Annotated in this window: 16 protein-coding genes; 11 read left to right on the plus strand and 5 right to left on the minus strand. The window is 61.8% G+C overall.

The window, feature by feature from the left end; all coding sequences use genetic code 11:
• Positions 1-105 precede the first annotated feature (105 nt).
• On the plus strand, positions 106-3,540 hold the full coding sequence (locus LQ215_RS19015; protein WP_230152069.1) for a dermonecrotic toxin domain-containing protein: 3,435 nt from the start codon (positions 106-108) through the stop codon (positions 3,538-3,540).
• A 53-nt stretch (positions 3,541-3,593) separates the two neighbouring features.
• Here the strand turns inward: LQ215_RS19015 and LQ215_RS19020 are convergent, their stop codons facing one another.
• From LQ215_RS19020 to aspA, 3 genes are all read right to left on the minus strand, one after another.
• Positions 3,594-4,598: an asparaginase gene (locus tag LQ215_RS19020; RefSeq protein WP_230152070.1), complete on the minus strand. Its 1,005-nt coding sequence runs from the start codon at positions 4,596-4,598 to the stop codon at positions 3,594-3,596.
• A gap of 139 nt (positions 4,599-4,737) precedes the next feature.
• Positions 4,738-6,189: an alanine/glycine:cation symporter family protein gene (locus tag LQ215_RS19025; protein ID WP_230152071.1), complete on the minus strand. Its 1,452-nt coding sequence runs from the start codon at positions 6,187-6,189 to the stop codon at positions 4,738-4,740.
• A 487-nt stretch (positions 6,190-6,676) separates the two neighbouring features.
• Complete coding sequence (gene aspA / locus LQ215_RS19030; RefSeq protein ID WP_003196363.1) at positions 6,677-8,101, minus strand: aspartate ammonia-lyase; 1,425 nt, start codon at positions 8,099-8,101, stop codon at positions 6,677-6,679.
• A 179-nt stretch (positions 8,102-8,280) separates the two neighbouring features.
• Between aspA and LQ215_RS19035 the strand changes: the two genes are divergently transcribed.
• The 5 genes from LQ215_RS19035 to LQ215_RS19055 all read left to right on the plus strand — a co-directional run bounded on the left by LQ215_RS19035 (position 8,281) and on the right by LQ215_RS19055 (position 12,134).
• Positions 8,281-9,198: a LysR substrate-binding domain-containing protein gene (locus tag LQ215_RS19035; protein ID WP_230152072.1), complete on the plus strand. Its 918-nt coding sequence runs from the start codon at positions 8,281-8,283 to the stop codon at positions 9,196-9,198.
• Positions 9,199-9,569: 371 nt separating this feature from the next.
• Positions 9,570-10,061 carry a 5-(carboxyamino)imidazole ribonucleotide mutase gene (purE, locus tag LQ215_RS19040; protein WP_003196369.1) on the plus strand — a complete coding sequence of 164 codons (492 nt, stop codon included), beginning with the start codon at positions 9,570-9,572 and terminating at the stop codon, positions 10,059-10,061.
• A gap of 12 nt (positions 10,062-10,073) precedes the next feature.
• Complete coding sequence (locus LQ215_RS19045; RefSeq protein ID WP_230152073.1) at positions 10,074-11,156, plus strand: 5-(carboxyamino)imidazole ribonucleotide synthase; 1,083 nt, start codon at positions 10,074-10,076, stop codon at positions 11,154-11,156.
• A 106-nt stretch (positions 11,157-11,262) separates the two neighbouring features.
• Positions 11,263-11,508: a GlsB/YeaQ/YmgE family stress response membrane protein gene (locus LQ215_RS19050; RefSeq protein WP_058544176.1), complete on the plus strand. Its 246-nt coding sequence runs from the start codon at positions 11,263-11,265 to the stop codon at positions 11,506-11,508.
• 89 nt (positions 11,509-11,597) lie between these two features.
• Positions 11,598-12,134: a DUF3299 domain-containing protein gene (locus tag LQ215_RS19055; protein WP_230152074.1), complete on the plus strand. Its 537-nt coding sequence runs from the start codon at positions 11,598-11,600 to the stop codon at positions 12,132-12,134.
• A gap of 137 nt (positions 12,135-12,271) precedes the next feature.
• Here the strand turns inward: LQ215_RS19055 and LQ215_RS19060 are convergent, their stop codons facing one another.
• Both LQ215_RS19060 and LQ215_RS19065 read right to left on the minus strand, forming a co-directional pair.
• On the minus strand, positions 12,272-13,171 hold the full coding sequence (locus tag LQ215_RS19060) for a D-hexose-6-phosphate mutarotase (RefSeq protein ID WP_230152076.1): 900 nt from the start codon (positions 13,169-13,171) through the stop codon (positions 12,272-12,274).
• Between the two features lie 57 nt (positions 13,172-13,228).
• On the minus strand, positions 13,229-13,633 hold the full coding sequence (locus LQ215_RS19065; RefSeq protein ID WP_003177184.1) for an acyl-CoA thioesterase: 405 nt from the start codon (positions 13,631-13,633) through the stop codon (positions 13,229-13,231).
• A gap of 375 nt (positions 13,634-14,008) precedes the next feature.
• Between LQ215_RS19065 and LQ215_RS19070 the strand changes: the two genes are divergently transcribed.
• The 5 genes from LQ215_RS19070 (at position 14,009) to pstB (ending at position 21,736) form a co-directional block, all read left to right on the plus strand.
• Positions 14,009-15,307 carry an MFS transporter gene (locus tag LQ215_RS19070; protein WP_003196378.1) on the plus strand — a complete coding sequence of 433 codons (1,299 nt, stop codon included), beginning with the start codon at positions 14,009-14,011 and terminating at the stop codon, positions 15,305-15,307.
• Positions 15,308-15,546: 239 nt separating this feature from the next.
• A complete protein-coding gene (locus tag LQ215_RS19075; RefSeq protein ID WP_230152077.1) occupies positions 15,547-16,548 on the plus strand; it encodes a phosphate ABC transporter substrate-binding protein PstS in 1,002 nt (333 codons plus the stop codon).
• A gap of 207 nt (positions 16,549-16,755) precedes the next feature.
• A complete protein-coding gene (locus LQ215_RS19080) occupies positions 16,756-19,041 on the plus strand; it encodes an ABC transporter permease subunit (RefSeq protein WP_230152078.1) in 2,286 nt (761 codons plus the stop codon).
• Between the two features lie 15 nt (positions 19,042-19,056).
• Positions 19,057-20,727, plus strand: a complete 1,671-nt coding sequence (pstA, locus tag LQ215_RS19085) for a phosphate ABC transporter permease PstA (protein ID WP_230152079.1) — start codon at positions 19,057-19,059, stop codon at positions 20,725-20,727.
• A 175-nt stretch (positions 20,728-20,902) separates the two neighbouring features.
• On the plus strand, positions 20,903-21,736 hold the full coding sequence (gene pstB / locus LQ215_RS19090) for a phosphate ABC transporter ATP-binding protein PstB (protein ID WP_014335891.1): 834 nt from the start codon (positions 20,903-20,905) through the stop codon (positions 21,734-21,736).
• Positions 21,737-21,757: the final 21 nt, after the last annotated feature.

The following is a 21,757-nucleotide window of genomic DNA, read 5'->3' on the forward strand; positions in this document are numbered from 1 at the left end:
CACGACGCGCTCAAGGGCTGCTTACGCTTGCAGGTGATGGGTCGCGGCGCCTGCCTGTGCCGGTGGCTGACGGCCCTCCATTCCCCTGCCTATATGGAGACAACCATGCCGACTTCCCCCGCAGTGCCTTCGGATACAAAGTCGCCACGTCCCCTGCGCGATGATGAAGCGCTCACTTCATTGGCCCTGAGTGTGCACCTGCTGTTCTCGTCACGCCCAACCCTGGTGGAGGCCGCACGGTTTACGCTCCAGGAAGTGTTCGATGAGCGCTACCCCACCTTGGGTATCTGCGCCGCAAACGCCGTCATTCTGGAACCACAATGGCGCGTGGAAGCGGGACAACAACACTTGATGGGCTACAGCACCCATGGGTTGACGGACTTGTTGTTGGAGCGCTGTCGCGGTGCGGCTGCCAGGACGTTCAGCCAGGCCAGCTTTCTGGCCAAATCCGCGGGCATGGAGAGCCCCCGCAAGGAAAGCGTGGCGCTCAGCGACATCCAGCAGATGCTCAGTGAATGGGCGCCCTTGTTGCTCGATTGCTATCAACAATGCCTGGTGGCGTTCTGGAGCACCGGCGTCCCCAGCGTCTGGCGTCAGCTGTCCGATCTGTTCCGCGCTCAGTTGCGACAGGCCGCGTCGGGGCTTGTCGGCGAAGAATTGGCGACCGTTCAGGCCGTCCTCGATTATCCGGACAATGCCCTGCGACAACGGGCCCCGGGGCATGCCGCAGCAACCCAGGCCTGCATCACATTTGTCTATGACGGCGACAGCAGCAGCCCTCATCCAGATGATGTCCTGGTGATGTCGATGACCCGTCATTCAGGTGAGCAAGAAATCGCCCTGCTGTACACCCTGTCGGGCGGGATCGAGCGGTTCAGTTCGGTGTCGGCCAGGGAGGCGTCCTGGTTCGGTTTGCCCTCGGCACGCCATTGGACCTTGAGAAACTACACCCCCGAGCATGACATTTTCGACGCCTTGACCTTTTGTCTCCTGGAGCGTCAGTTACAGCTCATCGCGGCGATCAAGCCTGCGGACTTCGTCGATTCGGCCAGTCTCGAGCGCCGCGTGGCGCAGATATCCAGCCCGGGTCTTTTGCTGGGGGCGTTTCGTTCAGGGCATGAGTCCAGGCTGTCGGCCTTGTGGGACAGGCTCCCGGCATGGCTCCAGAATGCTTCGTTGGTCGATCGCAGTGCCTACAGCCGTCTCTTGTCATCGCTGGCGACCCTGCACCGAAAGAACTGCTCATTCATGACCGGTATTCCAGGGATCCTCGAGTTTGCCGAGCAGGCATTGAAGGAGAAAATGCTCGAGGATGACCGCACGCGCACGGATATTCGCGTGAGCGATATCGAGGTGACAGTGTCTCGATTGACCAACACGTCGTTCGAGATCGCCGATCCGCCTTTTCCGCCGCCCACCTTTGAGCGGGAAACCCAAGCATTCGCCCAACGGGCGATAAAAAACCTCGGTGCCTTTCCCCTTGTCCCCTCGACGATCACCTACCAGGGGGGCGAGCCTCCGGCCTGGATGACCTATGACTATCTGCGGGACCTGACCTCGCGGGCCGATATCGGCAAGCACTATCCAAAGTTGCTGCAACGTCGGTTATTGGACGACCCCCTGGAGCGGGCCCGCAGGCAGAAACACTTCAGCGACAGCCTGGGCATTTTGCTGCCGCTGCTGGCACTGGAACTGAAAATCAAGAAGAGCCTGACGGACCTCGCCTATCAATATCTGGTCGCCGTGTTGCAGCCGGCGACGTCCCACAACCTCGACGGTGGGCATGAACCGGTGATCAGGCCGTTGGCCTTTCTTTCTCATGCTGACGCGACGCCGGACAGGGTCAGCAACCAGTTTGTGATCGGCCCGAAGAACGTCGATCAGGGCCCCCAGGTCCTTTATCGGCCTGCCTCGCCCATGCCCTTGATCGAGTTCGCCTCGTGTGCGGCGCTCTTCACCGCCATCAAGACCCCCGGGGCATTGCAGGAAAGCGTTCTCGCCGGGCTGGCGCCTTCTGCCCGCCCGGTCTACGCCAATGGTGGTTTTCAGGAGCCGCACATAGGCCGACTGGTTGTTTCCGATTTCGACAGCCCACCGACACCCGACCCCGCCTTGCTCGCCGACGAGCCGCTGCAAGGCGATATTGCCGGCGCGCTGTACCAGGCTTGCGCCCAGGCGCTGATTGACCAGGCCCGGCAGGCTTGCGTCTCTGATTCGCAGGCCCGCTGGGATAGCTTCAAGCAGTTCGGGTGGGTGGCGTTCAACCTGTTGTCGCCGCTGTTTGACGGTCCGGTGGCGATGATCGGCTTGCTGGTCCAGCTCACCGCCAGCCTCGATGAGCTGGTGCAAGGCGAGCGTGCCGAAAACCGCTGGGAGGCGATGGCCGGGGTCTTGATGAGCCTGGCGTTGGTCCTGGTGCATGGGGGCGCGCGTCTGAGGGACCTGTCCGGCCTTGATGAGCGGCCCCTCGCTGGCGAGGGGCCGGGCATTCGCCCTGTCCCGCTCGACAACGCGATCACGCCGACCCCGGTATCGCCCGTTTCGGCGACTCCGTTCGGCGCGAAAGCGCGGCTGGTCTATGGATGGTCGAGCCCACACGCCAGGTTTTCTGCGCGTGAGCTGGCCAGTCTCGATAGCTTCAAGCTGTCGGCGCCAGCGGCTGTGCAGGGGTTGGTGAGGTCCGGTGAATACAAAGGACTCTACCAACAAGGCTCGTTGTGGTTCGCCTTTGTCGAGGGCGATTGGTACCAGGTGTCTCGCAAGCTTGAGGGGGTGGTGGTCATCGACGCGACCCATCCGGCGCGAACCGGCCCCTGGCTTGAACATGACGGGCAAGGCCGCTGGAAATGGGGGTATGGCCTGCGCTTGCTGGGAGGCGCAGGAGGGTTAAGCACGCGTGCCGCCAAAAAGCTCAAGAGTCTGGAGAAAAAGGGCCGCGATTTGTTGGCCACGCTCAGCCAGCGGATAGGCGACGCGCGATGGTTGGCCGAAAGCGGGCGTCCTCCCAGCGATGTGGAAGACCTGATCGTGGGCAAGTCGACTGAGTTCAGTCGCTGCGCCGATGAGATTGCGCAGTTGACTCAATCCCTTGGCGATCAGGTCCCATTGGCGTTGATCGATGCGCTGGAGGCTGCAGCCGAACGACTTCGCCGGTTGGGACGAACCACGCGTATCGGGATGGTCAAGTCGAAACTTCCAGACGTAGGTGCGGTGGAGTATCTGTTGGAGGAACAAGAGATCAGCATCCGCAGAGTGGGCGATCGCGTGGATATCTCAGGAGGCAAAGGCGCCGATTTTCTACAGGAGTATGAGATTCGCGACAGGCACGACAACCGGGTGCTGTGGTACGCGCACTTTCACTATCTGAAGAAGGACGCCGCCGCGCAGGATTTCTCCAAGGCGCATTTGAAAACCTCCGCGCAGCGCGGGCGAGGTCTTGATTTCCAGCGGGCTCAGCAACAGTCCGGCCAGGCCGTCGACAGGATCTGGCGGGCCAACATTGGGAGCGCTGCCGCCAGGGCGTTTTTTCTCTCGCTGTAGTCGCGTGCTAATGCCTGTGGGGCCGACCTGGCCCCCACAGGCCGTGCAGGCTGTCAGCTGAGTTCGCCGCACAAGTCCAGCTCTACCAGCCGCCGAACCTCTTCCACCGGCAGCCCGGCGCCAATCAACGCCTGCAACTTGCCGAACGCGGCCTCGCGGGTCATGCCGCCGCCGGACAGCACGCCTACGCCACGCAAGCGACTGCCAGCCTCGTAAACGTCCAGCTCGACGCCCCCTTCATGGCATTGGGTCACCGCCACGACGACCACGCCGCTGTCCCGCGCCCGCTCGAGGCTGGCGAGGAAGGCCGGGTTGTCGCTCGGTCCGGTGCCGCTGCCGTAGCACTCCAGCACCAGGCCTTGGATACCACTGCCCAGCAGGCCATCGAGGACCTGTGCGCCGATGCCGGGAAACAGCGGCAACACCGCGATGTTCGCCAGTTGCTTGGGCTGGTTGTAATTCAACTGCGCCGGCAGCGAGGAGGCTTTGACGCCGCCGCCCTGGCGTTCGAGGCGCTTGAACGGGTGGCGACCGAAGCTGCGCACTTTCGCGCAACGGGTCGGCGCCAGCAGCTCACCGTGGAAGTACAGGTGCACGCCCGGCGCCAGCCCCTGGCCAAGAGCGACCAGCGCGCCGCTGAGGTTTTCCCAGGCGTCGCTGTCGGTCACGCCGGCGGGCAGCATCGAGCCGGTGAAGCAGACCCGCGCATGCAGGCCCAGCAGTTGGAAGCTCATCGCCGCGGCGCTGTAGGCCAGGGTATCGGTGCCGTGCAGGATCAGTACGCTGTCGCAGCCCTGCACATCCACGGCATCGACCACCGCTTCGCGCAGTTGTTGCCAATAAGCTGGGGTCATGTTGGCGCTGTCGATCAGCGGCGACATTTCCCGGAAGCGCCATTGCGGTACGACGAGTTCGGGTTGGCTGTGCAGGTAATCGCGCATCCGCGCTTCGAAACCGGATGCCGGGGCCAGGCCGTGGGCGCTGGCCTGCATGCCGATGGTGCCGCCGGTGTAGAGCACCATGACGTGCTGGGCGGCAGGGTAGGTCGAGCCATTCATGGGGGTTGTTCTCCGAGGACGAAAACGGCAGCTGCATTAATAGCTGCCACAACATAAGGTCGAGCATGACGCCGACCTCAGGCTGTGTCACGCCGGGCGCAGGGGATGCGCCCGGTTTTTTCCAAACAGCTTGTACCGATCAGCGTTGCGCTGCGGTCGCGCCAGCACCAGCGGTGTCAGGTTTGGCAACCGACGCCGATGGGTTGGCCGGCCAAGCGTTGCGGTCCAGATCCAGGTCCGGGAACTTGCTGGAATCGAAGACAGGGGTCTTGATGCCGGCCGAACGTTGGTCATCGTAGTCACGCAGGATGCGCATGCCGACCTTGAACAGCAGGAACAGCGCGATCAGGTTCACGAACGCCAGCAGGGTCATGGTGATGTCGGCGAAGGCGAACACGGTGCTGAGGTTTTCGATGGCGCCCCAGAAAATCAGGACCAGGACCAGCGTGCGGTAGGCAATCAGGGCCTTGCGGTTCTCACCCAGCATGAAGCGCAGGTTGTTCTCGCCCAGGTAGTAGTTGTAGAGGATCGAGGTAAACACGAACAAGGACAGGGCCACGGAGATGAATACCCGGCCCCAGTCACCCACGACGGCCGCCAGGGAGTTCTGGGTCAGGGCAATGCCGTCGCCTTCGAAGCCTGGGGTATAAAAGCCCGACAGCAGGATCAGCAGCGCGGTGCAGGTGCAGATTACGAACGTGTCGAGGAACACGCTGAATGCCTGGACCACGCCCTGGGCGACCGGGTGCTCGACCGACGCGACGGCGGCGACGTTAGGCGCACTGCCCAGGCCGGCTTCGTTGGCGAACACGCCACGCTTGACGCCCATGACGATGGCGCTGCCGATCAGGCCGCCGAAGGCCTGGTCCAGACCGAAGGCGCTCTTGACGATGGTCGCCAGCATGCCCGGTACATGTTCGAACTGAAGCACGATCACGTAGAGGGTCACGGCGATGTACGCCAGGGTCTTGACCGGTACCAGCAGGTCGGCCACCTTGGCGATGCGCTTGATCCCACCGATGAACACCAGGCCCAACAGTACCGCCAGGCCCAGGCCTGTGTAGGTGGTGTCGAAGCCGAAGGCGTTGTTCAGGGAGTGGGTGACCGCGTGGGCTTGCAGGCCGTTGAAGGCGAAGCCGAAGGTGACCAGCAGCAGGACTGCCATGATCATGCCCAACCAGCGCTTCTGCAGGCCGTGCTGGATGTAGTAGGACGGGCCGCCACGGAACTGGCCTTCGGAATCGCAGCGCTTATAGAGCTGGCCGAGGGAGCACTCGAAGAAGCTGCTGGACATGCCGACCAGCGCGGTCACCCACATCCAGAACACCGCGCCAGGACCGCCAAGGGTCACGGCGATACCGACACCGGCGATGTTGCCCGCGCCGACACGACCGGCCAGGCTGAGCATCAAGGCCTGGAACGAACTGAGCTGGTCAGTGCTGCTTTTCAGGCTGTCACGGAACACCGCGAACATATGAAAGAAATGACGGAACTGGACGAAACGCGAGCGGATCGTGAAGTAGCTGCCGAGCCCGACGATGAGCACGATCAGCACTTTCCCTGAGAGGAAGTCGTTGATGACTTCAAGCATGAGTATTCCTCGCTGTTTTTTGTTTAAGCAAATGCTGGCCATTTGGAAACATCGCGTTACATCGGTCGGCGAGCGGCCCGACAGGTGAGGCGATGTTTCGTCCCGGTCCATTTTCGCGGGTTGTTATTAGTTCGGTTTTCGCATGTTTAAGGGTCTCGCTGCAGACGACCGCTCACGCGAAGAGGGGCGGCACTATACCTATCAGTGCGGTGCCCGTCTGCACAGTTGTGGTGCGTCCGACGAAACGAAACCTTTGAAACACCTGGCCTTTCGGTCAGGTTCTTGTGGGGACGAGCCCGCTCGTGTTGGCTGGCGACGCGGTTTACAACGGGCAGCGCGTCGTCGTTTATCACGAGTAGGTTCCTTCCCACAGGTTCGGTCATCCTTGGCTGCTATCAATTAAAAAAAGGGCTTGGGGAAGATCCCCAAGCCCTCAAAAGGTGAGAGGTGTCTAGTCCCTCGACCTGGTGAGCGGTGGTCGTGTCGATCACGCTTTGAGCGGGACCAGACGCGGAGCAATCATGTTTTCCGGGCGCAGGATGTCGTCGAGCATGGCGTCGTCGAGCAAGCCTTCTTCGCGCACCAGTTCCAGCACGCCGCGGCCACTTTCCAAGGCAACACGGGCGATGCGGGTGGCGTTTTCATAGCCGATGTACGGGTTCAGGGCGGTGACCAGGCCGATCGAGTGCTCGACCAGTTCGCGGCAGCGCGCTTCGTTGGCGGTGATGCCGACGATGCAGTGCTCGCGCAGCATGTCCATGGCCCGTTGCAGCAGGCGGATCGAGTCGAAGATCTTGAAGGCGATCAGCGGTTCCATCACGTTCAGTTGCAGTTGGCCGCCTTCGGCGGCGATGGTCAGGGCCAGGTCGTTGCCGATGATCTGGAATGCCACCTGGTTGACCGCTTCCGGGATCACCGGGTTGACCTTGCCGGGCATGATCGAGCTGCCTGGCTGGCGGGCCGGCAGGTTGATTTCGTTGATGCCGGTGCGTGGGCCGCTGGACAGCAGGCGCAGGTCGTTGCAGATCTTCGACAGCTTGACCGCGGTGCGCTTGAGCATGCCGGAGAACAGCACGAAGGCGCCCATGTCGGAGGTGGCTTCGATCAGGTCGGCGGCCGGAACCAGCGGCTGGCCGCTGATGGTTGCCAGGCGCTGCACGGCCAAGGCCTGGTAGCGCGGGTCGGCGTTGATGCCGGTGCCGATGGCGGTGCCGCCCAGGTTCACTTCGGTGAGCAGTTCAGGCGCCAGAGTTTTGAGGCGCGCCAGGTCTTCGCTCAGGGTGGTGGCGAAGGCGCGGAATTCCTGGCCGAGGGTCATCGGCACGGCGTCTTGCAGCTGGGTGCGGCCCATTTTCAGGACGTGGCTGAATTCTTCACCTTTGGCCGCGAACGCCTGGATCAGGCTGTCGAGGCTGGCCAGCAACGCGTCGTGGCCCAGCAGCAGACCCAGGCGGATCGCGGTTGGGTAGGCGTCGTTGGTGGATTGCGCCATGTTCACGTCGTTGTTGGGGTGCAGGTATTGGTACTCGCCTTTCTGGTGGCCCATGGCCTCCAGCGCGATGTTGGCGATGACTTCGTTGGCATTCATGTTGGTCGACGTGCCGGCGCCGCCCTGGATCATGTCCACCACGAATTCTTCGTGGAAATCGCCGCGGATCAATCGTGCACAGGCTTCACTGATGGCGGCGTGCTTGGCTTCGCTGAGCTGGCCCAGTTCGCGGTTGGCGTCAGCGGCGGCCTGTTTGACCATTGCCAGACCGACCACCAGTTTAGGGTAATGCGAAATCGGGACGCCGGAGAGACGGAAGTTGTTTACCGCTCGTAGGGTCTGGATGCCGTAATACGCTTGCGCTGGTACTTCGAGTACGCCAAGCAGGTCTTTTTCTGTGCGGAATGATGCAGCGGAGGACATGATAGAAATCATCTCGATAAGGACCCGGTCTGAGCCGGAACGCTGCGAATCCTAGGCTCTCGAAAAAAATAGGGCCAATGCTGTTAAGCACTGCCCTATGCATATTCGGCATAATGTCGGTGTGACGTCGGTGGTGCGACGAACGTGTGACCTGTTTTGGTGCGTGTAAGGGAGGCGTGATGAATCTTGAAAGCAAATGGCTTGAGGACTTCAGTGCCCTGGCCGCTACCCGCAGTTTCTCCCAGGCGGCCGAACGGCGCTTTGTGACGCAACCGGCGTTCAGCCGACGAATCCGCAGCCTCGAGGCGGCGCTGGGACTGACCCTGGTCAACCGTTCGCGCACGCCCGTCGAGCTGACGGCGGCGGGGCAGTTGTTCCTGGTGACGGCGCGTACGGTGGTGGAGCAATTGGGTGAAGTGTTGCGCCATTTGCATCACCTGGAGGGCGGGCAGGGCGAAGTCATCCAAGTGGCCGCTGCCCACTCCCTGGCGCTGGGCTTCTTCCCGCGCTGGATCGCACAACTGCGCAACGAGGGCATGAACATCGCCACTCGGCTGGTGGCGACCAACGTCGGCGATGCGGTCCATGCATTGCGTGAAGGGGGCTGCGACCTGATGCTGGCCTTCTACGATCCGGACTCGGCCATGCAGATGGACCCGGAGATCTTCCCTTCGCTGCACCTGGGCCAGACCGAAATGCTCCCGGTGTGCGCCGCCGATGCCAACGGCAATCCGCTGTTCGACCTTGAGGGCGAGGCCAGCGTGCCGCTGCTGGCCTATAGCGCCGGGGCGTTCCTGGGGCGTTCGGTCAACCAGTTGTTGCGCCAGCGGGCGCTGCGTTTCACCACGATCTACGAGACGGCCATGGCCGACAGCCTCAAGAGCATGGCCCTGGAAGGCCTGGGCATCGCCTGGGTGCCGCACCTGAGCGTTCGCGCCGAACTGGCCCGGGGCGAACTGGTAATCTGCGGCGGCCCGCAATGGCACGTGCCGCTGGAGATCCGCCTGTACCGCTGCGCCCTGGTGCGCAAGGCCAATGTGCGGTTGTTGTGGCGCAAGCTTGAAGGTGGTGTGGTGCAGGGTGCCATCGGATCCTGAAACAGCGCAGACCCCCTTGTGGGATATCACTGATATCAGGGTCATCACCGAGCCCTTGTGGGAGCGAGCTTGCTCGCGATGACGGACTGGCATTCACAGTTGCATTGACTGATCTACCGCTATCGCGAGCAAGCTCGCTCCCACAGGGATTTGTGCTGCGGTTCTGCTGACCTGCGAGTCAATAAAACCGCCACTTCAACGCAAATGACAGATGGTCGGCGAAAGTGCGTTTAACGCACCGTTTTCGGTATACTGCCCGGCCTTCGGTCGGCTTGCCCGGCCATAATTCGTACAACAAGCCACGCCGGTTTCCTGCGTGGCTTGTTGTTTTTTGACGCGCCTGCGGGCGCCCAGAGAGAAGAGGCACGACGATGAGTGCACTGGTTGGCGTGATCATGGGCTCCAAGTCCGATTGGTCCACCCTTAGCCACACCGCCGATATGCTGGAAAAGCTCGGCATCCCTTACGAGGTGAAAGTGGTCTCCGCCCACCGTACCCCGGACCTGCTGTTCCAGTACGCCGAAGAAGCCGAGGCGCGTGGCATCGAGGTGATCATCGCCGGTGCCGGTGGCGCCGCCCATTTGCCAGGCATGTGTGCGGCCAAGACCCACCTGCCGGTGCTGGGCGTGCCGGTCCAGTCTTCGATGCTCTCGGGCGTCGATTCGTTGCTGTCGATCGTGCAAATGCCGGCCGGCATCCCGGTCGCGACCCTGGCCATCGGCAAGGCTGGTGCGATCAACGCGGCCCTGCTGTCGGCGAGCATCCTGGGCGCCAAGCACCCACAATTTCATACCGTGCTGAAAAAATTCCGCGCTGAGCAGACAGACAGCGTCCTGGACAATCCAGACCCACGCATTGCCTGAGGTTGTTGACGAATGAAGATCGGTGTAATCGGTGGCGGCCAGTTGGGTCGCATGTTGGCCCTGGCAGGTACGCCGCTGGGGATGAACTTCGCTTTCCTGGACCCGGCGCCGGACGCCTGCGCCGCGGCGTTGGGTGAACACTTGCGGGCCGACTACGGCGACCAGGATCACCTGCGCCAATTGGCCGATGAAGTCGACCTGGTGACCTTCGAGTTCGAAAGCGTCCCGGCCGAGACCGTGGCCTTCCTGTCCCAGTTCGTCCCGGTCTACCCGAGCGCCGAAGCCCTGCGCATCGCCCGCGACCGCTGGTTCGAAAAGAACATGTTCAAGGACCTGGGTATCCCTACGCCGGCGTTTGCCGACATTCAGTCCCAGGCCGACCTCGACGCCGCCGTCGCTGCCATCGGCCTGCCCGCCGTGCTCAAGACCCGTACCCTGGGTTACGACGGCAAGGGCCAGAAAGTCCTGCGCAAGCCTGAAGACGTGGTCGGTACGTTCGCCGAGCTCGGCAGCGTGGGCTGCCTGCTGGAAGGCTTCGTGCCGTTCACCGGCGAAGTCTCGCTGATTGCCGTGCGTGCCCGCGACGGTGAAATCCGTTTCTACCCGCTGGTGCACAACACTCACAAGGACGGCATCCTCAAGCTGTCCGTCGCCAGCACCGACCATCCGTTGCAGGCCCTGGCCGAGGACTATTCCAGCCGGGTGCTCAAGCAGCTCGACTATGTCGGCGTGATGGCGTTCGAGTTCTTTGAAGTGGACGGTGGCCTCAAGGCCAACGAAATCGCGCCTCGGGTACACAACTCCGGGCACTGGACCACCGAAGGCGCCGAATGCAGCCAGTTCGAAAACCACCTGCGGGCGGTGGCCGGGCTGCCGCTGGGGTCGACCGCCAAGGTCGGTGAAAGCGCGATGCTCAACTTCATCGGCAAGGTCCCGGACAGCGAGAAAGTCCTGGCGATTGCCGACTGCCATCTGCATCACTATGGCAAGGCGTTCAAGGCCGGGCGCAAGGTCGGTCATGCCAACCTGCGTTGCGCGGACCGGGCGACGCTGGCCCAGCAGATCATCAAGGTCGAGACGCTGATCGCCGAGTAATAGTCTGGGACATCGGTGGAACCATTCGTCGGCCAACTTCTCTGATTAGCTAGGCGCCAAATCTGACCGGATTCTGGCTCTAGCTATTCAACCAGAGGGAAATGCCATGGGAATCATTGGAACCATCTTTATCGGCCTGATCGTCGGCCTGCTGGCGCGCTTCCTGAAACCGGGCGATGACAGCATGGGCTGGATCATGACCATCCTGCTCGGTATCGGCGGTTCGTTGGCAGCCACTTACGGCGGCCAGGCCCTGGGCATCTACCATGCCGGCGAAGGCGCTGGCTTCATTGGTGCCTTGGTGGGCGCGGTGGTGTTGCTGGTGATCTACGGCCTGATCAAAAGAAACTGATTCAAATGCGACAAAGCCCCCTCTGCGTGGCGCGCAGAGGGGGCTAGAATGCCCGGCGTTGCACTTCCTACCCATTGCCGAGCCCATTCATGCGCCGTCTAGTGTTGACCCTTCTTTTGCTGGGCAGTGGCCTGGCCCACGCCGCCGAGCTGCCGGAAACCGACTGGCTCGAACTGATGCCCAAGTCGGACCAGAAAGCCCTCGAGGCCATGCCCGAGATCGACCACAACTCCCCCGAAGCCAACGGCACCTTCACCGAGAAAGGTGGCCTGAAACAAAGCAAGGGCTTGCCGGCGGTGATGTATTCGACCAAGACCGTGGCGTCGATGAACGACAAGCACATCCGCATCGGTGGTTACCCGGTACCGTTGGAAACCGACGCCAAGGGCCGCAGCACGCTGTTTTTCCTGGTGCCATACCCCGGCGCCTGCATCCACGTCCCGCCACCGCCGCCTAATCAACTGGTGCTGGTGCGCTACCCCAAGGGCCTGAAGCTGGATGACATCTATACACCGCTGTGGGTGACCGGCACGCTGAAGATCGAAAAGGTCGACAACGATCTGGCGAGTGCGGCGTATGCGCTGGAGGCGGAAAGGGTGCGGGTGGTGCAGGAGGCGGATTTGTAATAGGCCTGTTGGCCTGACAAAAATCCCAATGTGGGAGCGAGCTTGCTCGCGATGGCGGTGTGTCAGTCGACGCTGATGTTGACTGTCATGGCGCTATCGCGAGCAAGCTCGCTCCCAGAGGGGGGTTGCGGTGTGTGTTAGAGCGGCTTGCTGCCGATGCTCACACCCAGGGTATGGCTGGCCTGCGGCAACAACGTCACCACATCGTCCATCACATTGGCCGTCTCGATACACAGCATGTGCTGCCAGCCGTCATCGGCCATGTCGCTGAAGGCCTTGGCGCGTTCGGTCCAGGGGTTCCAGATCACTGCCGAGCGTGAACCGCTGCTGGTCAGCTCGATCCGGCGTTGCCACTGCGGGTCGACGATGCTCAGCTTTGGCGGGGTATCGAGGTAGATGCGGTCGGTCTCGCCAGCAAAGTGCAGGTTGCCGGCCTGGGTGACGGTTTTCCAGTCGTCCAGGGTCTCGATGTAGCTCAAGCCATCCACCCCTTCGACCTGTACGTTGCGCACGTCGCTCACGGCAAAGTAGCTGTGCAACGCCTGGCTGAGGCTGACGGTTTCGCTGCCACGGTTATGGCTGGTGAGGCGGATATGCAGTTGCTCGTCCATCACGATGGCCAGCGTCAGCTCGACCTGGTGAGGCCAGCCTGAAAGACCATTCTCGGGGTAGGGCAACACGAACTCCACCTTGAGGCTTTCGCCTTCGGCTTCGATGCCCTTGAGCGTCCAATCCATCGTCCGCACCAGGCCGTGGGCGGTGGCCGGGTCGTTGCTCACGCGCATGGCCTGTACGCTGTCGGGGTTGCGCGTCAGGTTGCCGAACCACGGCCAGCACACCGGCACGCCCGCGCGGATGCTCTTGCCGGCCTTGAACGTGGCTTGGTCGTTGAGCCAGATCAGCGGCGGCTGGCCGTCCACTTGATAACTGAGGATATGCGCGCCTTGTTGGGCCACCAGCAACTCGGCCTGACCGTGGCGGATACGCCAGGCGTTCAGTTCATCCAGCTTGACGGCTTCGACGTTGGGCGTAGGCATGTTGCAAATCTCGCTCGGGAACAGGGACTGCAATGGACCGCAAAAAGGCCACCGTGTTTAACGGGCGCGCGGCGGAACCGAGCGGGTGCGACCGCTGCCGTCGATAGCGACGAAGACAAATACCGCCTCGGTCACCTTGCGCCATTCACTGGACAGCGGGTCGTCGCTCCAGACCTCGACCATCATCTGGATCGAGCTGCGGCCGATTTCCAGCGCCTGGGTATAAAAGGAAAGCTGCGCCCCCACTGCAACCGGTACGAGGAACGCCATGCGATCGATCGCCACGGTGGCCACGCGTCCGCCCGCCACTTTGCTGGCCATGGCGGTGCCGGCCAGGTCCATCTGGGACACCAGCCAGCCGCCGAAAATATCGCCGAAGCCGTTGGTCTCGCGAGGGAGCGCGGTGATTTGCAGGGCCAGGTCGCCTTGCGGGATTGGATCTTCTTGTTCGAGCTCTATCATGCAGGGGGGCCTCTGACCCGTAACGCTGTCTTGTACTTCAGGTGAATAGCCGTCTTTGTAAAAAACGATTCAGCCCGAACATACTGCGTTCGTCACGTTTTTCGTAAAGGCGTGCCAAAGGGAAACTCTGCGAAACCGGCTGGTTAGGTACTACGCCACCAACGACGTTTTCGCACAGCAACCCCTTACAGAGTACTGCAAGGTTGCGAGTATATCGGGCGATAGACGTCGAGACGACCACTCGGTTCTGATTTCGACTATCAAATACGCCCCTCTATGTGCTTTTTCGAACAATTTGCTATCGTGCCGGACCTGCCCAGGCCCCCAACCCGTGTTACCAGGGTTGCAGAACCGACTATAAGAGAAGCCCTTGCCATGACCACTGCGCCTTCGAGCACGGCGACGCCCGCACAACCCGCACGTCCACTGACCCGCAACGATTACAAGACCCTGTCGCTTTCTGCCCTGGGCGGTGCGCTGGAGTTCTACGATTTCATCATTTTCGTGTTCTTTGCCACCGTGGTCGGCAAATTGTTCTTCCCTGCCGAAATGCCCGAGTGGCTGCGCTTGATGCAGACGTTCGGCATTTTTGCCGCCGGTTACCTGGCCCGGCCGTTGGGCGGGATCGTCATGGCCCACTTCGGCGACCTGCTGGGACGCAAGAAGATGTTCACCCTGAGCATTTTCATGATGGCTGTGCCGACCCTGATCATGGGCCTGCTGCCCACATATGCACAGATCGGCATGTGGGCGCCGATCCTGCTGTTGCTGATGCGGGTGATCCAGGGCGCGGCCATCGGCGGGGAAGTGCCGGGCGCCTGGGTATTCGTTTCCGAACACGTTCCGGCGCGCCACATCGGCTATGCCTGTGGCACGCTGACTTGCGGGCTGACGGCGGGAATTTTGTTGGGTTCGCTGGTCGCCACGGCGATCAACAGCATTTATACACCGGTGGAAGTGGCCGATTACGCCTGGCGGATCCCGTTCCTGCTGGGCGGCGTGTTCGGGCTGTTTTCGGTGTACCTGCGTCGCTGGTTGCACGAAACCCCGGTGTTCGCCGAGCTGCAACTGCGCAAGGCCCTGGCCGAGGAAGTGCCGCTGCGGGCCGTGCTGCGTGATCATCGCGGCGCCATCGCCATTTCCATGTTGTTGACCTGGCTGCTGTCGGCCGGCGTCATTGTGGTCATCCTGATGACACCGACCGTGCTGCAGACGGTGTACCACTTCAGTCCGACCACCGCGTTGCAGGCCAACAGCCTGGCGATCGTGTTCCTGAGTCTAGGTTGCATCGGTGCGGGTGTGCTGGCCGACCGTTTTGGTGCTGGCCGGGTGTTTGTCTTCGGCAGTGGTTTGCTGTTGATCACGTTCTGGACCTTCTACCACTGCCTGTTCGACCATCCCGAATGGCTGTTCCCGCTGTATGCCTTGAGTGGCTTGCTGGTCGGTACCATCGGCGCGGTGCCTTATGTCATGGTCAATGCCTTCCCAGCGGTGGTGCGCTTCAGTGGCTTGTCGTTCTCCTACAACCTGGCCTACGCAATCTTCGGCGGGTTGACGCCGATGATCGTGACCCTGCTGTTGAAAGAGAGCTCGATGGGGCCGGCGTATTACGTGGCGGCCATCTGTGGGATCGGGATTGTGGTGGGCGGGTATCTCTGGAAGAAGGGGCGTTAGGTCCGAATCTTTCACTGACTGTACTGGCCCCATCGCGAGCAAGCTCGCTCCCACAAGGGTTCTGCGTTCACCGCAAAGCCCCTGTGGGAGCGAGCTTGCTCGCGATTGGGGCCGCATGAATCATCTTGTAAAACTCGATACTGGCCTTTCATCCAATTGTCATATTTCAGCCATAGAGTGTTCACACGGCTTACCGATACTTGGCCGACTTAACACACCCTATCTGCTAGGAGTAAGGCATGAAACTGAAGCGTTTGATGGCGGCAATGACGTTTGTCGCTGCTGGCGTTGCGACTGCCAGCGCGGTTGCCGCTGGTGTTGACCCGGCAATTCCGTCTTACACCAAGACCACTGGTGTATCGGGCAACCTGTCCAGCGTCGGCTCCGATACCCTGGCCAACCTGATGACCTTGTGGGCCGAGAACTACAAGAAGGAATACCCGAACGTAAACATCCAGATTCAGGCCGCCGGTTCTTCCACCGCGCCACCTGCGCTCACCGAAGGCACCTCCAACCTGGGCCCGATGAGCCGCAAGATGAAGGACAACGAGCTGCAAGCCTTCGAACAGAAATACGGCTACAAGCCAACCGCTATCCCGGTTGCCGTGGACGCCCTGGCGGTATTCGTACACAAGGACAACCCGATCAAAGGCCTGACCATGGCTCAGGTTGATGCGATTTTCTCCTCCACTCGTCTGTGCGGCGCCAAGGCCGACGTCAAGACCTGGGGCGACCTGGGCGTGACCGGTGACCTGGCCAACAAGCCAGTCCAGTTGTTCGGTCGTAACTCGGTGTCCGGCACCTACGGCTACTTCAAAGAAGAAGCCCTGTGCAAAGGTGACTACAAGTCCAACGTCAATGAACAGCCTGGCTCGGCCTCGGTTGTACAGTCGATCAGCAGCTCGCTCAACGGCGTTGGCTACTCGGGTATCGGCTACAAGACCGCCAGCGTGAAAACCGTTGCCCTGGCCAAGAAAGAAGGCGGCGAGTTCATCGAAGACAGCGAAGAAAATGCCCTGAACGGCAAGTACCCGCTGTCGCGCTTCCTCTACGTTTACGTCAACAAGGCACCGAACAAGCCTCTGGCCCCGCTGGAAGCCGAGTTCGTGAAGCTGATCCTGTCCAAGCAAGGCCAGGAAGTTGTAGTCAAGGACGGTTACATCCCACTGCCAGCCAAAGTGGCCGCCAAGGCACTGGCTGACCTGGGTCTGTCGGAAGGCGGCAGCGTCGCCAAGAAGTAATACCTGAGCCCGGGCCAACGCCCGGACTCTTGTGGGAGCGGGCTTGCTCGCGAAGAGGTCAGTGCATTCAACAGGGATGTTGACTGACTTCGCGAGCAAACCCTCCCACACCCCCAATTCCTGTCCGCTGCCGGTTTCCTCGGCGGCGGATTTGTTGCGTCACTGCATTGTCATCTTTCTGTCATACAGGATCGCTAGGGTGTGCGCATGAATGATCTGGCCAATTCCACAATGACTACGACTTCCCCTCCCAAGCGCATTGACTTCAATACGCCTGAGCTGCAACGCAAGCGCCGTATTCGCGCGCTCAAGGATCGCCTGACCCGCTGGTACGTGCTGGTTGGCGGCCTCGCTGTCCTCGCTGCCATTACGTTGATCTTCTTCTTCCTGGCCTACGTGGTGCTGCCCCTGTTCCAGGGCGCGGACCTGACCGCCAAGGACTCGATCGCCCCAGCCTGGATGCAAGACGCCGGCAAACCCTTGATGATCTCCATCGAAGAACAGAACCAAGTCGCCATGCGGGTTTCCGACAAGGGCCAGGCGCTGTTCTACGATCTCGACAGCGGTGCCGAACTGCGCCGCGTCGACCTGCCGATCCCGGCTGGCGCCAGCGTGACTGCCATTGGCGAAGACCAGCCCGGCAGCCCATTGGTGGCAATCGGTCTGTCTAACGGCCAGGCCTTGGTATTCCGTCACACCTATAAGGTCAGCTACCCGGACGGCAAGAAAACCATTTCGCCTGCCGTCGAATACCCTTACGGCGAGACGCCGATCGCGTTGAACGAACAGGGCGCGGCCCTGGAACATGTCAGCCTCAATGCCACCGATTCGACCCTGCTGCTGGCCGGTTCCAGCGGTGCCCAGCTGCAAGTGCTGTCGCTCACCAGCGAAGAAAACATGATGACCGGTGAGGTCACCAGCGAGCAGACGCGCATCGATCTGCCGCAGATGACCGAGCCGGTGAAGAACATCTTCGTCGACCCGCGCCAGCAATGGCTGTATGTGGTCAACGGGCGGGCCCAGGCCGACGTGTTCAGCCTGCGGGACAAGAGCCTCAACGGCCGCTACAAACTGCTCGAGAACGCTGACGCCCAAGTCACCGCCGCCACCCAGCTGGTGGGCGGGATCTCGCTGATCATCGGCGACTCCAAGGGCGGCCTGGCCCAGTGGTTCATGGCCCGTGATCCGGACGGCGAGTTGCGCTTCAAACAGATTCGCACCTTCCAGATGGGCACCACGCCGATTGTTGAAATCAGCGCCGAAGAACGTCGCAAAGGTTTCGTTGCCCTCGATGCCGCCGGCAAGCTTGGCGTGTTCCACAGCACCGCCCACCGTACCCTGCTGGTGGACCAGGTGGTCGATGGCCAAGGCCTGTTCGGCATGTCGCCACGGGCCAACCGCCTGATCGTTGAACAGGGCGGCAAGCTGCAACCGTTGACGCTGGACAATCCGCACCCGGAAGTCTCGTGGAGCGCGTTGTGGAGCAAGGTCTGGTACGAAAACTACGACGAACCCAAGTACGTCTGGCAATCGACCGCCGCCAACACCGACTTCGAACCCAAGATGAGCCTTTCGCCGCTGACCTTCGGCACCCTGAAAGCGGCGTTCTACGCGATGTTGCTGGCTGCGCCGCTGGCCATTGCCGCTGCGATCTACACCGCCTACTTCATGGCCCCGGGCATGCGCCGCAAGGTCAAGCCGGTGATCGAGCTGATGGAAGCCATGCCGACGGTGATCCTCGGCTTCTTTGCCGGCCTGTTCCTGGCACCGTACGTCGAAGGGCACTTGCCGGGTATTTTCAGCCTGCTGATGTTGCTGCCAATTGGCATCCTGGTCGCCGGGTTCGTCTTCAGCCGCCTGCCGGAATCCATTCGCCTGCGGGTGCCGGACGGCTGGGAAAGCGCCCTGCTGATCCCGGTGATCCTGTTCGTCGGCTGGCTCTCGCTGTACATGAGCCCGTACATGGAAGCCTGGTTCTTCGGCGGTGACATGCGCATGTGGATCTCCCATGACCTGGGCATCACCTACGACCAGCGCAACGCTCTGGTGGTCGGTTTGGCGATGGGTTTCGCGGTGATCCCGAACATCTACTCCATCGCCGAAGACGCCGTGTTCAGCGTGCCGCGCGGCCTGACCCTGGGCTCCCTGGCCCTTGGTGCGACGCCGTGGCAGACCATGACCCGCGTGGTCATCCTCACCGCCAGCCCCGGCATCTTCTCGGCGCTGATGATCGGCATGGGTCGTGCGGTGGGCGAGACCATGATCGTGCTGATGGCCACGGGCAACACGCCGGTCATGGAAATGAACCTGTTCGAAGGCCTGCGCACCCTGGCGGCCAACGTGGCGGTGGAGATGCCCGAGTCGGAAGTCGGCGGCAGCCATTACCGCGTGCTGTTCCTGTCGGCCTTGGTGCTGCTGTTGTTCACCTTCATCATGAACACCCTCGCCGAGCTGATCCGTCAGCGTCTGCGCAAGAAATATTCGTCGCTTTAAGAAAGGTAGAAGTCTGTGAAACAGAACTCCCTGAAAGGATGGTTCAAGAGCGGCGCCCCCGGCGTCTGGATCAGCGGTGGCGCGGTGTCCATCGCGGTCATCATGACCATTGGCCTGCTGGCGGTGATCGCCGTGCGCGGCCTGGGCCACTTCTGGCCGGCGGACCTGGTCCACGCCAGCTACAACGTGCCGGGCATGCCTGCGCACCTGGTGGTCGGCGAAATCGTGCAGAAAGAAGAAGTGCCTCGCGAGCGCCTGAAAAGCGCTGGCCTGCCGGTGCCGGACGAAGGCCCCGAGTTCATGACCCGCGAACTGATCAAGGTGGGTAACCGGGACCTGAATGGCACCGACTTCACCTGGATCGTCGGCGACTGGCTGACCAACCAGACCACGCCGCCGGAGCTGATGGCGATCGAGCGTCGTGAGTGGGGCAACTTCTACGGCTACCTGGTCAACGTCAAGGAGAGCGGCAAGATCGTCGCCGAAGGCGAGGCCGCCTGGCCGCAACTGCAGGCTCGCGTCCAGCGGGTCAATCAGTTGGCCGCCGAGCTCAAGACCCTGGAAAAAAGCGACATCGGTGCAATCAACGCCGGCCTGGAGCGTATCCGCCTGCACGGTCGCAAACTGGAGCTGGACGGCAAGCTCGATGCCGCCGCCCAAGCCGACCTGGAAAGCGAGCGTGCCGAACTCAATGCCCGCTACAAGGACATCGAAGCGCGCCTGGCCGACCTGCATGCGCAGTTCAATCGCGACAGCCTGACCGCCCGCGATGCCAATGGCAAGGAAGTGGAAATCGAGATTGGCAAGGTGGTGCACGCTTACCAGCCAAACGGCATGGGCACGTTCACCAAGATGGGTTTCTACGTCAGCAAGGTCTGGGAATTCCTCAGCGACGACCCGCGGGAAGCGAACACCGAAGGTGGCATCTTCCCGGCGATTTTCGGCACCGTGATGATGACCCTGATCATGGCGATGATCGTGACGCCGTTCGGCGTGCTGGCGGCGGTCTACCTGCGTGAATATGCCCGCCAGGGCCCGATGACCCGCCTGATCCGTATCGCGGTGAACAACCTGGCGGGTGTTCCGGCCATCGTCTACGGTGTGTTTGGCCTGGGCTTCTTCGTCTACGTGCTGGGTGGTTCGGTCGACCGGCTGTTCTTCCCCGAGGCCTTGCCGGCGCCGACCTTCGGTACCCCGGGCCTGCTCTGGGCCTCCCTGACCCTGGCGCTGCTGGCGGTGCCGGTGGTGATCGTGGCCACCGAAGAAGGCCTGGCGCGGATCCCGCGGACTGTGCGCGAAGGCTCCCTGGCCCTCGGCGCAACCAAGGCCGAGACTCTGTGGAAAATCGTCCTGCCCATGGCGAGCCCGGCGATGATGACCGGGATGATCCTCGCCGTGGCCCGTGCCGCCGGTGAAGTGGCGCCGTTGATGCTGGTGGGCGTGGTGAAACTGGCCCCGTCGTTGCCGCTGGACGGCAACTACCCGTACCTGCACCTGGACCAGAAGATCATGCACCTGGGCTTCCATATCTATGACGTAGGTTTCCAGAGCCCGAACGTCGAAGCGGCGCGACCGCTGGTGTACGCCACGGCGCTGCTGCTGGTGCTGGTGATCGCCACGCTCAACCTGTCGGCGGTGTGGATCCGTAACCACCTGCGCGAGAAGTACAAGGCACTGGATAGTTGATCACACATTGATTTTCTGTGGGAGCGAGCCTGCTCGCGATGGCATCACCTCGGTTCAAAGCCAGACCGAGTCGCCTGAATCGCGAGCAGGCTCGCTCCCACACAGACACATACACAGATTGGCATGGCCACTCAGTGGCCAACCGAACCGAATTTGTTAGCACAGGGAGCCTCCCATGCAACACGAAGCACATACACACGGCATCAACATGTCGGCCCTGGGCCGCGACAAGCAGAGCCTGGACCTGGCCCAGGAAACCGTCGCCATCGAAGTGCCCGGCCTGAACCTGTTCTACGGCGACAAGCAGGCGCTGTATGACGTCAGCCTGAACATCCCGAAACAGCGCGTCACCGCGTTCATCGGCCCGTCGGGCTGCGGCAAGTCCACCTTGCTGCGCACCTTCAACCGCATGAACGACCTGGTGGACGGCTGCCGTGTCGAAGGGGAAATCAACCTCTACGGCAACAACATCTACCGCAAGGGCGAAGACGTGGCCGAGCTGCGTCGTCGCGTGGGCATGGTGTTCCAGAAGCCCAACCCGTTCCCGAAAACCATCTACGAGAACGTGGTCTACGGCTTGCGCATCCAGGGCATCAACAAGAAGCGCATCCTCGACGAAGCCGTGGAATGGGCCCTCAAGGGCGCGGCGCTGTGGGATGAGGTCAAGGACCGCCTGCATGAGTCGGCCCTGGGTCTGTCCGGCGGCCAACAGCAACGCCTGGTGATTGCTCGCACCATCGCCGTGGAACCGGAAGTGCTGCTGCTCGACGAACCCTGCTCGGCCCTGGACCCGATCTCGACGCTGAAAGTCGAAGAGCTGATCTACGAGCTCAAGTCCAAGTTCACCATCGTTATCGTGACCCACAACATGCAACAGGCGGCGCGGGTTTCCGACTACACGGCGTTCATGTACATGGGCAAACTGGTGGAGTTCGGCGACACCGACACCCTGTTCACCAATCCGGCCAAGAAACAGACCGAAGACTACATCACCGGTCGTTACGGCTAGTCGAGGCTGCTGCATAGCCGC

Origin of the sequence: Pseudomonas brassicacearum (genome assembly GCF_918698105.1) — a bacterium.
GTDB classification, from domain to species: Bacteria; Pseudomonadota; Gammaproteobacteria; order Pseudomonadales; family Pseudomonadaceae; genus Aquipseudomonas; species Aquipseudomonas brassicacearum_F.

Bases quoted from the DNA above. Each gene is read 5' to 3' on its own strand.
- LQ215_RS19015 (WP_230152069.1), top strand. From the start codon at position 106: ATGCCGACTTCCCCCGCAGTGCCTTCGGATACAAAGTCGCCACGTCCC.
- LQ215_RS19070 (WP_003196378.1), top strand. From the start codon at position 14,009: ATGACCACTGCGCCTTCGAGCACGGCGACGCCCGCACAACCCGCACGT.
- LQ215_RS19050 (WP_058544176.1), top strand. From the start codon at position 11,263: ATGGGAATCATTGGAACCATCTTTATCGGCCTGATCGTCGGCCTGCTG.
- LQ215_RS19065 (WP_003177184.1), bottom strand. From the start codon at position 13,633: ATGATAGAGCTCGAACAAGAAGATCCAATCCCGCAAGGCGACCTGGCC.
- LQ215_RS19035 (WP_230152072.1), top strand. From the start codon at position 8,281: ATGAATCTTGAAAGCAAATGGCTTGAGGACTTCAGTGCCCTGGCCGCT.
- LQ215_RS19075 (WP_230152077.1), top strand. From the start codon at position 15,547: ATGAAACTGAAGCGTTTGATGGCGGCAATGACGTTTGTCGCTGCTGGC.
- LQ215_RS19020 (WP_230152070.1), bottom strand. From the start codon at position 4,598: ATGAATGGCTCGACCTACCCTGCCGCCCAGCACGTCATGGTGCTCTAC.
- LQ215_RS19025 (WP_230152071.1), bottom strand. From the start codon at position 6,189: ATGCTTGAAGTCATCAACGACTTCCTCTCAGGGAAAGTGCTGATCGTG.
- LQ215_RS19045 (WP_230152073.1), top strand. From the start codon at position 10,074: ATGAAGATCGGTGTAATCGGTGGCGGCCAGTTGGGTCGCATGTTGGCC.
- purE (WP_003196369.1), top strand. From the start codon at position 9,570: ATGAGTGCACTGGTTGGCGTGATCATGGGCTCCAAGTCCGATTGGTCC.
- LQ215_RS19055 (WP_230152074.1), top strand. From the start codon at position 11,598: ATGCGCCGTCTAGTGTTGACCCTTCTTTTGCTGGGCAGTGGCCTGGCC.
- LQ215_RS19080 (WP_230152078.1), top strand. From the start codon at position 16,756: ATGAATGATCTGGCCAATTCCACAATGACTACGACTTCCCCTCCCAAG.
- aspA (WP_003196363.1), bottom strand. From the start codon at position 8,101: ATGTCCTCCGCTGCATCATTCCGCACAGAAAAAGACCTGCTTGGCGTA.
- pstB (WP_014335891.1), top strand. From the start codon at position 20,903: ATGCAACACGAAGCACATACACACGGCATCAACATGTCGGCCCTGGGC.
- LQ215_RS19060 (WP_230152076.1), bottom strand. From the start codon at position 13,171: ATGCCTACGCCCAACGTCGAAGCCGTCAAGCTGGATGAACTGAACGCC.